15 protein-coding genes are annotated in these 13,628 nt (G+C 59.3%); 2 read left to right on the forward strand and 13 right to left on the reverse strand.

The genetic code is table 11. The features are described 5' to 3' along the window. Nucleotides 1–4 precede the first annotated feature (4 nt). Nucleotides 5–463 carry an EVE domain-containing protein gene (locus AC1DZE_RS21420; protein WP_477673786.1) on the reverse strand — a complete coding sequence of 153 codons (459 nt, stop codon included), beginning with the start codon at nucleotides 461–463 and terminating at the stop codon, nucleotides 5–7. A 144-nt stretch (nucleotides 464–607) separates the two neighbouring features. On the opposite strand from AC1DZE_RS21420, the gene AC1DZE_RS21425 reads away from it, so the two are divergent. Beyond that, the gene (locus tag AC1DZE_RS21425) at nucleotides 608–931 is read left to right on the forward strand and encodes a metalloregulator ArsR/SmtB family transcription factor (protein WP_477700518.1); all 324 of its coding nucleotides are present in this window, start codon (nucleotides 608–610) and stop codon (nucleotides 929–931) included. A 17-nt stretch (nucleotides 932–948) separates the two neighbouring features. Continuing rightward, nucleotides 949–2,370 (forward strand): DUF2867 domain-containing protein, encoded by a 1,422-nt coding sequence (locus tag AC1DZE_RS21430; protein WP_477673566.1) that lies wholly within the window; start codon nucleotides 949–951, stop codon nucleotides 2,368–2,370. Nucleotides 2,371–2,430: 60 nt separating this feature from the next. Here AC1DZE_RS21430 and AC1DZE_RS21435 read toward each other — a convergent pair whose 3' ends face one another. The 12 genes from AC1DZE_RS21435 to AC1DZE_RS21490 form a co-directional block, all read right to left on the reverse strand. Then, complete coding sequence (locus AC1DZE_RS21435; protein WP_477700519.1) at nucleotides 2,431–4,032, reverse strand: hypothetical protein; 1,602 nt, start codon at nucleotides 4,030–4,032, stop codon at nucleotides 2,431–2,433. 252 nt (nucleotides 4,033–4,284) lie between these two features. After that, nucleotides 4,285–4,473, reverse strand: a complete 189-nt coding sequence (locus tag AC1DZE_RS21440; protein WP_477669458.1) for a hypothetical protein — start codon at nucleotides 4,471–4,473, stop codon at nucleotides 4,285–4,287. A 27-nt stretch (nucleotides 4,474–4,500) separates the two neighbouring features. Continuing rightward, nucleotides 4,501–5,223, reverse strand: a complete 723-nt coding sequence (locus tag AC1DZE_RS21445; RefSeq protein WP_477669459.1) for a M23 family metallopeptidase — start codon at nucleotides 5,221–5,223, stop codon at nucleotides 4,501–4,503. After that, nucleotides 5,223–6,284, reverse strand: coding sequence for a L,D-transpeptidase family protein (locus AC1DZE_RS21450; RefSeq protein ID WP_477673537.1), 1,062 nt, complete (start codon nucleotides 6,282–6,284; stop codon nucleotides 5,223–5,225). Before AC1DZE_RS21450 ends, AC1DZE_RS21445 begins: the two co-directional genes overlap by 1 nt. A gap of 158 nt (nucleotides 6,285–6,442) precedes the next feature. Beyond that, nucleotides 6,443–7,129: an alpha/beta hydrolase family protein gene (locus AC1DZE_RS21455; protein WP_477673536.1), complete on the reverse strand. Its 687-nt coding sequence runs from the start codon at nucleotides 7,127–7,129 to the stop codon at nucleotides 6,443–6,445. 64 nt (nucleotides 7,130–7,193) lie between these two features. Continuing rightward, nucleotides 7,194–7,466, reverse strand: coding sequence for a YkvA family protein (locus AC1DZE_RS21460; protein WP_477669462.1), 273 nt, complete (start codon nucleotides 7,464–7,466; stop codon nucleotides 7,194–7,196). A 127-nt stretch (nucleotides 7,467–7,593) separates the two neighbouring features. Then, on the reverse strand, nucleotides 7,594–7,851 hold the full coding sequence (locus AC1DZE_RS21465) for a hypothetical protein (RefSeq protein ID WP_477673535.1): 258 nt from the start codon (nucleotides 7,849–7,851) through the stop codon (nucleotides 7,594–7,596). 71 nt (nucleotides 7,852–7,922) lie between these two features. Then, nucleotides 7,923–8,132 (reverse strand): hypothetical protein, encoded by a 210-nt coding sequence (locus AC1DZE_RS21470; RefSeq protein ID WP_477673534.1) that lies wholly within the window; start codon nucleotides 8,130–8,132, stop codon nucleotides 7,923–7,925. Nucleotides 8,133–8,176: 44 nt separating this feature from the next. After that, nucleotides 8,177–8,926 (reverse strand): 2-keto-4-pentenoate hydratase, encoded by a 750-nt coding sequence (locus tag AC1DZE_RS21475; protein WP_477673533.1) that lies wholly within the window; start codon nucleotides 8,924–8,926, stop codon nucleotides 8,177–8,179. Between the two features lie 33 nt (nucleotides 8,927–8,959). Beyond that, nucleotides 8,960–10,039, reverse strand: coding sequence for a pilus assembly protein PilP (locus AC1DZE_RS21480; RefSeq protein WP_477700520.1), 1,080 nt, complete (start codon nucleotides 10,037–10,039; stop codon nucleotides 8,960–8,962). Between the two features lie 470 nt (nucleotides 10,040–10,509). Beyond that, complete coding sequence (locus AC1DZE_RS21485) at nucleotides 10,510–11,868, reverse strand: trypsin-like serine protease (protein ID WP_477700521.1); 1,359 nt, start codon at nucleotides 11,866–11,868, stop codon at nucleotides 10,510–10,512. A 3-nt stretch (nucleotides 11,869–11,871) separates the two neighbouring features. Further along, a complete protein-coding gene (locus tag AC1DZE_RS21490) occupies nucleotides 11,872–13,437 on the reverse strand; it encodes a hypothetical protein (protein WP_477700522.1) in 1,566 nt (521 codons plus the stop codon). Nucleotides 13,438–13,628: the final 191 nt, after the last annotated feature.

The following is a 13,628-nucleotide window of genomic DNA, read 5'->3' on the forward strand; positions in this document are numbered from 1 at the left end:
TTTCTCACTTTTTGCTGGTGATGGCTTTCCAGTGCTGCGGCTCGACGGGCGTGATGGAAAGGCGGTTGCCCTTGCGCAGCACCTGCAGGTCTGCCAGTTCTGGCCGTGCACGCAGGACGGGCAGGGTGATGTTGGGTATCTTGCGCAATACCTGCACATCCACCAGCATCCATCGCGGTTCTTCAGGTTTTGACTTGGGGTCGTAGTAGGGCGACTTCGCATCAAACTGCGTAGGGTCAGGGTAGGCCGTAGATGCCACCCGGCCGATGCCGACAATGCCCGGCTCGGCGCAGCTTGAGTGGTAGAACAGCACGCCATCGCCGACTTGCATTCCGTCACGCATGAAGTTGCGCGCCTGGTAGTTGCGAACGCCGACCCAGGGGACTGTTGAGTCCTTCGCCGCGAGCGCGTCTTCGACCGAGCATTCTTCGGGTTCGGATTTCATGAGCCAGTAGCTTGTCATGGGGTGGCCTTGGTACCTGAAGTGGGGACGAAGCAAAGCTTAGCGGATCGATGGGGCAAAGAAAAGCGCCGGCCTCAGGCCAGAAGCCGCTTGACAGCACGGACCATCTTGAATAAAGTTATTAACAAATAAGTTAATACATCAATGCCTGCATCCCTTGACAAAATATTTGAAGCGCTCGCCTCGAGGCCCAGGCGCCAAATTCTGGCGTACCTCACCGAGAAAGAACTCAGCACCACTGAGCTGGCCGAGCGCTTTGCCATGAGCACGCCGGCCGTTTCTCGCCACCTGTCGGTGCTTGAAAACGCCGGCTTGGTGACCAGCGAGCGCAGCGGCCAGTTTGTGCTCTACAAGCTCAACGGTGACAGCCTCGTCAACAGCCTCACGGGTTATGCATTCGAACTATGCCCGGTCGCGCGGCCCCTGAAACGGGAACGCGTTGCGGCCAAAACACCAAAAGCCAGGTAACAAGGAGAGAGGGACCCATGCTGAATCTCACACAGGTGATTGAAACGTTTCCGTCGGTTCGCATTCCATCCGAATCGGGCGGTTTGGCCGTCGAGGTGTCTTTGATCGCCCAGATCGGTCATGGTGCAGGCAACCATTTATTTGCCAGCGTGGCATCCAGGCAGCGCCAGCACAGCGCATTTGTCGATGAGTTGGATGAGCCATCAGCTAAACTGGGTGGGACCAACTTTCCCAAAGGTGACGCAACGTCGCTGTATTCATTTGTCGTGGGGCCTAAAGGCCATCCGTTTCACCGCCATGCGGGGCACCGCATATTTACGGCGGTATCGGGCAGCGGTGGAGCCCAGTTGCGCTTTTCCAGCGCGTCGGAACAACAAATCCAGGAAGACCCGCAGAACTTCATCCGCGCCCTGCGTTTTGTGAACATACCGCCTGACTGCATGTTCACCGTGCGTTTTGGTGGTGAAACCTGGCACCAGTTTTCTCCGCTCTCGCGTAATTCCTTGCACCCTGTGTTCTTTGCGTTGTCTTGCCATACGAATGAACTGGGCGGGAATTTGTCGGAGTCATTGAAACAGGAGGTGCTGACCAATAAGGCGAGCATCCCATCATTGACGGAGTTGCTGCCGGACGAGGTGAAGGCGTTGCTTCAGGCCAAGGACTTCAAAGCTGATACCGTGCCGACCACGACCTTGTCGCTGGATGCTCCGCCCGGGACGTTCCACCGGGTGGTATGCAACACTGTGCGCAGCGGCGCAGGCGTGATGCGAGGCTTGTGGGGTTCGTGGAAAGGGGCGTCGGGCTTTCTGTCACATGGCGGATCCGCCCGAAGCGTCAAGGAGCTCAGCAGCCCGCCAGTGGATTCGCTGTTGCTTCAGCAACTGACCGAACTGCGCGTCCATCATGAAGACACTTTTCGCCTGCGCGTGACCGGTACCAACTTCGGGCACAGCAGCGCCAGAAATCTGCTCGCCGCAGTCCTGGAGGGCTTTCTGCTCAATGCGCCCAGCGGTGTGTCCAATCTGATGGCGCTGCGCAATGTTCTGGTTAAGCCCCTGGGCCTGCGTACATCGCCATTGGGCTGCCCTGTGTCTTCGCTGTTGTCACCGGACACCAGCAACCTGTTCGCCAACCGTTACCCGGTGCTTGACCAAAGCGTTAATACAGCCGATACCAAGGCGCAGGTCATTCTGGGCGCCAATGACAAACATCTGCTGTTCAGGTCCTGTGTCAGCGTGGAAATCGTCGACAAGCATCATGTGGATGTGATGCTGGGTACGCGGGTTCATTGCAAGAATGCCTTTGGCCGCTTTTACATGGCGGCCATTGACTATGTGCATCGCCACTACGTCACACCCACGATGCTGCGGCTGGCTGTGGAATATGCGGTCGTTCAGGAGAAAGAGTCGGCTGTACCCGTCAAACTGGTGACAGCCTGAGAGATCAAGTCAGGAACGTTGTTTTTGGCGGCCGCGACTTCGCCACCACCTCGCAGCACCTCACATCAGCACAAGCAGTAGCAGGCACACCAAGATCACCCCCATCTCGAGCCATTCCTGACTCGTCATGCTGAGCATGCGGCGGGCCGTCAGCGTCACCACCGGGACCAGCAAGGCGAGACCTATCCAGCGGTCCAGCGGCATAAGGCAAACGCGCGCCAGCGCCCATAACCAGGCGCAATGCGCCAGGAATCCCCAGAACTCGGCCCGGCTTGTTTTCGCGGTGACGTTCAGCGCGAGGCGCCAGCCGGTGGCTACGGCTTGCCACCATTGCATCTCCTCGTCGTCCAGCACCTTGTGCAGGGCATGCAGGGCCACCACTCCCAGTACCACCGGCCCGACGAAGCCCGCCCCCAAGGCAATTCCGAGATACAGGGGATGGTCGTAACCCGTGCCGCCGCTGCCCATTTTCATGGTGGCCAGAATCCACGCACCGCCCACCACCAGCACCGTCACCACGGCAACCACGCCCTCCGGCACGCCCGCGCTGCGCGCCGTGCGGCCGCCGGCAAACAGGCCGAGCGCCAACACGGTGGCGCCGAGGAAGGTCGTCAGCAGTGAGACAGTTGCCGCCCATCCGTGATGCGGCGCAGCCGTCAGGCTGCCCGACTCGGGTGGGTCCAGTGCATTTTTGGCGGGAGACCACTGGCGGTACGGCTCGTGCCGGGCCTTCAGCTGGCGCTGGCTCCAGCTGACTCTTAATGGCGATGCATTCGCGAATGCCAGTTCTGTGTGGTACAGGCGCTGGGCACTGTCGAGGTCATGCGGTACCAGCACGGTCTGCAGGCCTGCCTTGCCGTTGGCCGCCTGCAGCGCAGCCAATTGCTCGCGCCAGTACCCGGCCACCGGGGGGGCCTCGCACGCCAGGGGTTCGGACTGGGCGCCGGGCTGCAACAAGGTGACTTCATTGGCGCGCATGACGCTTTGTGGTGCTCGCACCCGGTCCCAGTCGCAGGTAAAGCGCAGCGTGCCTTGCAAGATGATGTCGGGGCGGTAGAGCGGCAGCGGCACGGAGCTGGTGTTGGCCAGGCGCAGCGACAGCATCAGGCGTACCTGGCCTTCGGCAGAAGGCGCAGCCCAGATGCCGGGCGCGATGGGCTGCATGTCGCGCATATCCAGCGTGAAGAGCGGCGCGCGCGCGGCGCCGGATTCCCAGCGCAGGGCTAGTGCCTGGTTGAAGGCCGCCTGCCAGGTAGCGCGGAAAGCGGGGCCCATCACGTCGTCGCGCTGCCGGCCGCGCGCGATGGCCACGGCCACATCGTCTGCCGGTGCTTTCGTACCGCCCGGCAATCGGCGCAGGAATGACTTCCAGGCACTGGTCTTGGGCTCGGGTACAGCCAGGGCCGGTGGTGGCGCCGCGCCGGTGACCTGCGCCACATAGCCATACAGCAGTTCGTTGCGCAAGGCTTCAAAGTCCGCCTTGGGCGCTTCGGCACTGCGCAAGACATTCACGAGGAAGTAGGCCTGCGCGGCATTGCTGCCTACCGGTGTTCCGTACAACGCAGTGGTGAAGGGAGTCGGCACGGACGAGGCATTGGCCGCAAAAGCCCCGTTCTGGAGCAGAAGCATGCTGCAGAGAATGGCGCGCAGGGTTCGTGTCATGGCTGTATCGCTGCCCGGGCTGCCGGGCGGTACGAGTGAGCCTGTTTCTCGACGGCGGCAAGGCCAGGGCACAAAAAACCAGAACCCACCCTCTGGTTTTCAGGGCCACGCTCTTTTGCGTGGGTATTTGCTGTTTTCACGTATCGGTCTCCCTCCGATGAAAGGCGGCTTGCGCAGCAAGCTTGTTTTTGGTGATCGCGCCGATCTTATATTCAAGCCAACTATCGGCAGAAATAGGTGGCAATGCAGGATTTATACCCGCGAAAGCGTGATGCACTCGGCCTCGATAACAACAACCATCTGTTGTTCAGGTCTTGCGTGGTCGTTGAGGTCGTGAAGGAGCCGCCTGCCCTGCGGCGGTTTGCGGTTAGGTGCGCGACTGTTCAGGAAGGCAGGGGTGAAGGCGCTTGCCAGGCTGGCAAGTGCATAGCGCGTCAGCATGAGCCGGCACGTCATCGGCCGGGTTGTTTACGGCCTGGCGTCGCGCCAGACAAGATAAGGATTCAGCGGTGCGCCGCGCCACCACTGGCGCTCCGGCCCCAGTTTGAAGATCGCGAAGTGCAGGTGCGGTGCGTCGGGAGATGCATTCCCGGTGCTGCCGACATAGCCGATGACCTGGCCTTTGCGCAGGCTGGCGCCTTCGCTGAGGCCTTCGGCATAGCGGTCCAGGTGTGCGTAGTAGTACGCGTACTGGCTGGCCGGGTCGAACTGGTAAATCGTGATGCCGCCTGGCTTGCTCAGGAACAGCTTGGCCACTTTGCCGTCCTCGACGGCGAGCACTGGCGTGCCGCGTGGGCTCATGATGTCTATGGCTTCATGCGGGGCTCCTGCTGCGCGCGCCTGGGTGTAGGTGTCGCTGAGCTGGGCGGGCATGACGCCTTGCACCGGAAGTGTCAGGACGCGTAGCCGTAACTGCGAAATGTCCGTGTCATCGGCGACAGATGCGGGTGGGGGCGGCAGGGCAGGTGAGGGCGCGGCTGCCTCTATGGTCTGAACCACAAGCGGTGGCTTGTCGGCCTCTCTTGCCGGCACGGCGGGCACCAGCGCCTGGCGGGCTGGCGGTGTAGCGGGCTGTATGACTTGTGTAACTGCCTCTTCCTTGCGCGTGCCCAGCATCACGCCTGCCGCCACGGCCAGCAACGCGCAGATGGCAAACGCCGTTCTCTTGAGGCGGGCGGGTGTGGATGCCATCAAGCCTTGACACTCACTTTGAAGCCGGCTTTCGCCAGGGTCGAGAGGCGCTCTGCGTCCCAGTTGGTCATGTGAATGCAGCCATTGGTTTCGGAATGGCCCACATTGGAAGGGTTGGGTGTGCCGTGAATGCCCCAGTGCGGTTTGGTCAGGCCCAGCCAGATGGTGCCGACGGGGTTGTTGGGACCGGCTGCGATGTCGACCTTTTGCGCATCCTTGGGTGCGTTTTTCAGCAGCGCAGGGTTGTAGGTGAAGCCGGGATTTTTGACCTCGTTCTTGATGGCCATCATGCCCAGCGGCAGCGGGTCGTTCTTTTCATTGCCTATGCTGATGGGAAAACCCGCCACCAACCGCTTGGCGGTGTCCAGCACGTAGAGCACACGCTCGGACTTGTCGATTTCGATGGAAACCGCGTTGACCGGCATGGCGCTGACCGCGATATATGGCACGGTGATTTGCTTGCCGGCCTCGATGTTGATGCCGCCGTTGAGCTGCTTGAGGTAGCCGGTGCTGGTGTGGAATTTTTCCGCCAGCGCTTCTTCCACCGATTCATACACCAGCGCTTTCATCTTCGCGCGCTCGTCCATCGCCACAGGCGTCTTTTCAAACGGGCCGGCTGCGTCCTTCTCTGTCACGGTATAGCTTGTCAGAAGCGGAGCACCGTCCTTGCGCAACGAAGCCCAGGTTTCCGCAGTGACGGTGCCCGTGGGTTTGAGGTCGTGCGCGATCTGGTAGGCCTTGACCATGCGCTGCATGTTGGTGGCAAAGCGCCCATCGATCTCCCCGCAGGAGAACCAGGCCCGGTCCAGCATGATCTGTGCGCGCGCTACCGCTGCGCCTTTGCTGCCACTGCGCAGCAAGGGACTGTCGGTGGCGTTGTTGAAGGCTTCTGTGTCAAGGGGCTGGTTGCCCGCCGCCGTGTTTTTGGGCTTGGCCGCCCATGCGCCGTTGCCGGCCAGGCCCAGCCCGGTGAGGCACAAGGCAGTGACGAGGGTGCGACGGGAGAGCCGGGAAAGCTGTGGGGTTACAGGGCGAAGAGAGGAAGGGGTATCGAACGGCATGACGGGCTTTCGTAGTCAGGCCAGTCTGGGGGGGCATAAGGCGCATCGCCTGTCAGCAGCCATGCCTAGCGGCGGTCAGGTTTAAGCGGGTATTTGTCTTGCCTCACACACCATACAGAGCGCAAAGCGGCTCTCCCGGTACATCAGGGCGCTGATGATCACGCTGCACGCGGGTGCTTCGTCATCCACGTGGCCATGGTGTCCAGCAATTCCTCGCGCACCTGCGCATCGGTGCGGCCTGAACGCACCAGCACATGGAAGGCGTGGTCGGCGCCATCCACGATGTGCAGGCTTGCCCTTTTGCCCAGGCTTGCCGTGGTCTGGGTGATCAAGTCCAGATCAGCGAGGCCGTCGCGCGTGCCTTGCAGAAAAAGCATCGGTAACTTCACGCCGTCCAGGTGCGCGGCGCGTTCGGTTGAAGGCTTGCCGGCTGGGTGCAATGGAAAGCCCACCAGCACAAGGCCCTTCAGTCCGGGCAATGGCTCAGCCGCCTGCGCCTGCGTGCTCATGCGACCACCGTAGGACCTGCCACCGGCAAACAGCAGCACATCAGGCATTTGCCGCGCCGCTTCAGCAACTGCCGCCCGGATCGCCGCATGGGCAACGGTGGGAGAGTCCGATCGTTTCGAGCCTTGTTCCATGAACAGAAAATTGAAGCGCAAGCTGGCGATGCCGCGTTCCACGAGGCCCTGAGCAATCGCCTCCATAAAGGCGTGGTTCATGCCTGCGCCTGCGCCGTGGGCGAACACATAGCACGCCTTGGCGCTGGCAGGTTTTTGCAGCAGGCCGGAGGTGGTGCCGCCCGAAGGGAGCGGAATGTTCAGTGAAACGGGGCGTGTGGGCATCAATAGAAAGGGCGAGCTGAAATGGCGAACTGGCTTGGGATGCCCATTACAGCATCGCCAGTGCTCAGGCCGAACGCTTCGGCGCCGGATCGGCGATCCCGGGCGGCAGGCGGTTGAGCAGCCACCGGATCGCCAGCGGAACCAGCACGAGATCGTCAGCAATTCCGATGACCGGCAGGAAGTCGGGGATGAAATCAATGGGGGAGAACAGGTAGAGCGCAATCGCTGCTGTACCCCATTTCAGCCAAACGGGCGCTTCGGGATGGCGCAGGGCAGTCCACAGCCGCCGGGCATCGCCGCGTATCACAACCCAAAGCAGGGTCAGACGTTTGAACATGAAAGCTCCTTGGGTGCAGATGCAGGCCCGGCGGGCTGCTGAGTTTCAAATGGAGGTGCTTGCCCGGGCTACAAGGGCACTAACGCGCCGTTACGTTTGCGCGCCAGGAGGGGCGCCGGGTCTTCCGTCAATGCGCCAGATTGGAAACCAGCTTGTCTGCCGCCTCAACGGCTTCAGCACGCGTGGGCCAGGTCCTGTCGCTGTCGTGCAGGGGCGGCAGCGATTCAACGTGTACGACATCGATGTACCAGGGACCGTCAGGGAGGTGGCACAGCCTGGCCATGTAATGCCGGCCGTTGGCGACGCCGGGGACGTATTCCTCGATCGGCTCCGGTTCGTCGTCGGGTGCTTCGTCCAGTGCGTCTTCTGGTGCGTCTGTTTGCATCGGGTTTCTCTCCAAATCCCGATTATCCGCAACCAACCCTTGTCCTTCGCGGGGAGGGCGCCGGATATTGCTCAGACCTTGAGCTCCACCCCTAGCGCCGCGAGCTTTTTCGCGTACGCATCCCGGCGTTTTGCTGCCTTGTCTGCTGTCTCGACGGCCATCTGGATCGCCTTGGGGCCTTTGGCTGCAGCCGCCTTGATTAATCCGGACTTGTGGGCAGCCTCTGCTTCCGTCCTTCTAAAAGTGGCGATAAGTTCGGCATGGGCAATGGATGAGTTCACGGGGTACCTCTTACTGGTTGACTGGCGTTACTGGCTACCTGCGCCTAGCGTTCAAAACGCAGCTCCACCGCGCCGACGCTCGCTATTTCACCACGCACCGTCTCGTCCAGGGGTGCGGTCAGCAGGCCGGTACAGGACCCGGTGGTCACGATCTGGCCCGCGCGAAGCGGCTGGCCGCGCCGGGCGCAGTGCCGTGCAAGCCACGACAGCAGGCGCCAGACGTCTTGCGCCGGGTTGCCGCCGTGCGTGTGGGCTGCTGATGCTGTGCCGAAGTCTAGTGATGCCTCTACCGTGCGTAAGTCCAGCCGAGCGGGCGCAAAAGCTGACGGGCTGCCCAGCACCAGGGCGCCGTGGCATTGCAAGTCGGCCAACTGGGCCAGCGGGTCGGCCGTCTGGCCATCAAGCAAGCGGCTTTCCACCACCTCGATAGCCGGCTGCACGGCGTCAAAGGCTTCGGCCAGTTCAGCGGGTGCAAGCAGCCTGCCTTTGGGGTCCAGGTCGCGGCCAAGCCGGAAGGCGACTTCAAGCTCGACACAGCGCCATCGCCAGGCGGGGCCTGTGAGCGTGACGCCGGACGCATGGATGCCTGATGCGGGAAGCGGAGCGCAACGCGGTTCGGCGTGCGGGCCTTTGGCGCCTACCTTCCAGCCGGCGACGGGGCCAATGGCCGCGAGCGTGGCGTCCTGGATGGCGTAGGCGCCGGCGTGGTCGGCCGGGAGCATGTCGCGCCAAGGCACGGTGGGCCCGCCGGTTCGCGCGGTTGTCAATCGTTGCGCGGAGTTTTGCGGGGCCATGAAGACCGATTGTCGTATTGAACCTGACCGCTGCTATTGCGCCCAGGGCGGCTTGCCAAGAGCGGGGACGGGGAGGGCGGAGCGACGCTCGGTTTTTTTGCCTTCCGCGTCTTGAACCTGCTCGACGATCACAATTTCCTTGTCTGTAATGGAGATGATCTTCCCGCGCTCGGGCCCGAGATAGTTTCCGACCCGCACCCTGTAGAGTTGGGGAGGCGTTTTTTTGTGCATCACCAGCGCAAACTTCTCACTTCCTTGGCCAAAAACACCCGCCACGGCCAGGTCCACCAGCAATGCGGACTCGAGCGGTTCACGCGTGCCTTGGGCGCTGTCTGTGCCGGTGAATGGGTTCTTGGCGCCCAAGGCGCTTTGCCTTGCTTTGGCGAGTTGTTGGCGGTATTCAACGGCCTGCGCCTGCTCCAGCACCAGGTCGCCGAGATAGACCCAGCCCTCCACGGTGACGGATGCGGCGTTGCTTTTTACAAAACTGATTCGCTCAACCAGCGCTTCGCTGAGCACAGGCGAGTTGACCAGAAAATCAAGCATTTCCTTGTAAGGAGCGGTGATCTTGAAATGGAAGCGAAACAGGCCGCTGTTCGGAGAGCCGACCGGGTCCGCTTTAAAGATATCGAAACGGATGCTCTGCTGGCTTGCATATTCGTGGAGGCGCAATATATAGGTGTCGCCCAGCCGAGGTGAGGACAGGGTTGGAACCGGGATGGGCAGGCCGTGACGGATAGCTGCCTTGAATTCCATGTCCGCGTCGCCGGGCAAGCGCTTGAGGGTATAGGGGCCAAGCCAATGATTGGCATCCGGTGCAAGCCTGCCGGTCAGAGCGACGCTGTCGGCGGCACTGACGCCGCTCTCGAACCTGAAAGTGCCCTCCAGTATCTCTGCTTTTTTCAGGTTGCTGGAGCCGGGTAGTTGTTGCGCAACCTGATCAAGTTCCTGCACAACCTGGTAGAGGGCTGGGTGTCGAGAAGCATCCGCAGCGCTTTGCGCTGCGGATGCGCGTGCCGCCGGCAGCAGGGCCAAGGCACAAAGAACCAGAACCCGCGAAAATTGGCCCCTGACGATCGAAGCTTGTGCTGTCAGGCTCTTCACTGTTTTCACTTCTGGTCCCCGGGCGGAAGGCGGCTTGTGCTGCAACCTTGTTGTTTTGGTGATCGCGCTGATCTTATAGTTAAAGCACGCCGCAGACAGGGGAAATATCTACGGATGCTGGATTCAGGCCTGTGAAAACGCGCCCGCACCCGGTCTCCGTTCATGCGCAACTTTGTCACTACTTCGGCTGTCTCCGCCAACAGCATGCCCTTCTTCCACACCCTCAACCGGTTCGCCCGCAAGCGGATGGTCTCCACCGGGTCACGCACAGCGCTGCAAGCCGATACAGAACGCCGCAACTTCCTGTCAATGTACGCAACGTGATTGGGTAAGGATTTTTGAACCACACCCAGACTATTGGCATCGGGGGGCGAGAAAACCACAAGTAGTGTGGGGAACGCCCACACTCTGCACTTGTATGGGTCTGTAAGAGGATTTAAAAGTCACTGAATGCCATGGCAAGTAGACTTAGGTTGGGTTTATTGAATGCAGGCTTCAGGAAGCCTGCCGCAGATAAAACCATGATTTCGTGAGCTTAGCAAGGATGCATGGCCTTGAGCGGAAGCGATGCACGCGTCCGCGCTGCTCGTGTCCGCAGATTGGAGCAGGGCACTCACTACACCAATCAGTCGCGGACTGCTACTTATGCCATTCACCCGCCCAGCGAAAAGTCCTCCGCCGGAATCTCCCCCACAAATACCACCTGCGGTCGATCCTGCAGGTGCGCCAAAAGTGATCAGGTCAGCGTTGGCATCCAGGCCTTCAGGTAGGTTATTTCGAATTGCCACCATTAATGTGAGATCGCTGTTGTCATAAATGTTGGTAACGCCATAGCCAACTACACTGACCTGTGAAGACTTGGGAAGACCACTGAGTATTCTGACGCTCTCAATACTTGAGGGGAGTGCGTCCATATCCGACTTCTTCAACCTCAGAAGTGCAATATCTTTTCCCTCTCGAATCATCTGGTTAAGAGCGTCAACAGTATTCGGGAAAGCTTCCGGAATACCGTCTCCGAGCCATTCGGTTGCTTCGACCAAAACTTTTTTCATGTTTAGATTCAGATGTCCTCGCATCGCGTTGACCGTTTCGGAACCTTGTTGAAATGGCAAGAAGACCGCAACCTCGGCCGGYGAAAACTTACCTCGCGTCTCTTCGTTTAGCAAGCAATGAGCTGCAGTTAGAAACCAGTATTTCGCTATGACCGTCCCTGAGCAAAGCATGTAGTTTTTGTCCGGACGCGTCAGCGCCAGCATGCCGGAGTAAAGCAAACCCGACCTCCATACCGTCGGCTGGAGTCCCTTGTAATTCCCAGGGATTTTCCCAGGCTGGGATTTGTCAGGTGCGTTCACCTCGGGATTGGTGCTAAAGACCGCACCGAGTCCGAGCACGATACGGTTATTTTTATCCAGGCGAAGCTTCGAATCCAGGATGCGAGAGGCGATCTCCGGGTTTGAAGATTTGCGAGCCAGCTCCAGAATTAACTTGGAATCTATTCCGCTTGCGTTGATCCTTCCCGAGGGAATCTGATCTTTCAATGCGGTGCCCAGTTTGAGCAGGTTTAAACGTGCGTTTGCCTTGTTATTCAGATCAACGCCGCTACGGCCGCTTTGATCCTTAAGAAYTGCGTCGAGTACATCGAGGTCGTAACTCTTGAACAATCGCTCTTTCGTGGAGTCATTCAAGTTGACCTCTGCGATACGGCTTTTTGCCCGTTCCAATCGAAGTTCCCGGAGCTGTTCAACGTCACGACTGTCAAGTCTTTCCCCTAGCTGAATTTCTTGAGCAGTACCGTGCCCTGCCCAGAGCACCAGACTGAATAGAATTACTGCTTTCACGGGCTACTCGACTTTCTTCTTGAGAAGTGCGTCGTACTGCTGTTTAAGCGTTTCTACTTCGATCTGCTTCTGGAGCAGGGCTTTCTCTTTTGTAAGCGGGTCACCCGCCGAAGCCTTCGCCAGGTCAAGTTCATTTTGTTTGGTCGTTAGAGCAATCTGGGAATCGATGGCATTGATCTGATTCTGCTGCTCTTTCTTTTGCCTTTCATCAGTGGCCGCTGCTTTAGCTTTCAAGGTATCGACGCGCAGTTGCATTAAATCTGCAAGGGATTTGGCCGTATCCGATGCAGCAGCGGCCCCCCGCTCAGCCCTCGCGGCCGCTTTGAAGCTCAACTCACTCATTGATCCGTCTTCGTTGAAAGAAGCATTTACCGAGTTGTTATCAAATGGCTCGTTTTTCAACCACACCAAGCCTTTGGCGCCAAATTGAGGCAGGCTTACAGAGTTTGCTGAATAAAATTTGACGCCATTTTGGGTTTTATCACCTACGAAAACATAGCCCGTCGATGGCAGCAGGTAAACAACCCCTGCGTACTCAGCGTCCTTCACGCCTGCCACGACGTCAGTGGCTGCACCGGCTTTTCGAGCTCTTTCGGGAACTTGCACACATATCTCTGCAGAAAAAAGCTTTCCATCCGCCGGTTTGGCCGTGTCGGGTGCGAAGCTGGATGTCGCGAGCCTGGTCCAGTATTCCGCTTGACTAGAGGAGAATTCCTGGCAGACTTTCTCGCCATTGGACTGCCGAGGGGACCAGCCTACATACCTGGCTGTCGTAGTCAAGTCCTCCGTGAGAGAAGCCAGACGAGCCTGAAGAACCAGATTCTTTGCTTTTCGACCGTCCACAGTTGCCAAATCGATCTGGAACTGGATATCTGCGATTTGAAGCAGCAGTTGCTTAACGTCGACGTCCCGGCTCTTACTTTTACGCTCACGTACTTTTGCAAGCTTATCTTGCTCAATCTTCAATTTCTTCGTCCAGACTGCAGCTAAGGCTTTGTCGTCTTTTTGGTCCTTATCCGCTGCCTTCAGAAGAGGCAAATCTTTGCTCAAGATCTTTTGCCGTTCCGCAATTCGCTCAGTCATGAAATCTGCGCAATCGCCGTATGCCGAGGCAGAGGTTGCTGACACGCCCGCTAGCGCAACCGCCTTAGCCAGATTTAATACCGTACCCGAGACAGAAGCAATTACCTGAGCCGTTCGATCATCAGCTTCGGCGCTCAGCGACTTGATCATCCCGTTCGGGTGAAGTTTGATGGTGGCAGCGGTAACCTTCATGGGTGAGTTGAGCAACTCGTAGCGAAGGCTGTAGGTTTCGAGTGGATCAGGCTCCAAATGGAGTACCGCTGAGCCCGCAACTAACTCGTACGCCAAGACTGGGGCACCACCTGGTGACAATATTGAGCATCCCTTGACAAGAAACCTGGCTTCAGCGTCGAAAGCTGCCATAGGCAGGTTGTAGAGCACACCGACCGTCGCATCCGCCTCTTTCGATACAGGTTTTGTTTGTAGTTGGGTCGTGCAACCGGCAAGGGCCAGCGACGCGGCCGTCAGAATCGAGAGTTTGAGCATGGGATCCCCCCTTTTTTTGATGTGTGGCGCTTGATTCTTGGTGAGCCGAGCTCATGGCGCATCATCTGTTTAGGGGAGCTTTGGCAGCGGGAGGCCCAATTGCCAATATTGCCCAATTGCCGATTGGAGTGTGAGCACGCCGTCGTGCCTTAGCCAACGATTCCGCTGGGAACGTGGCTGGCGTTGGGTCT

Source organism: Polaromonas sp. P1_F1 (assembly GCF_056405795.1).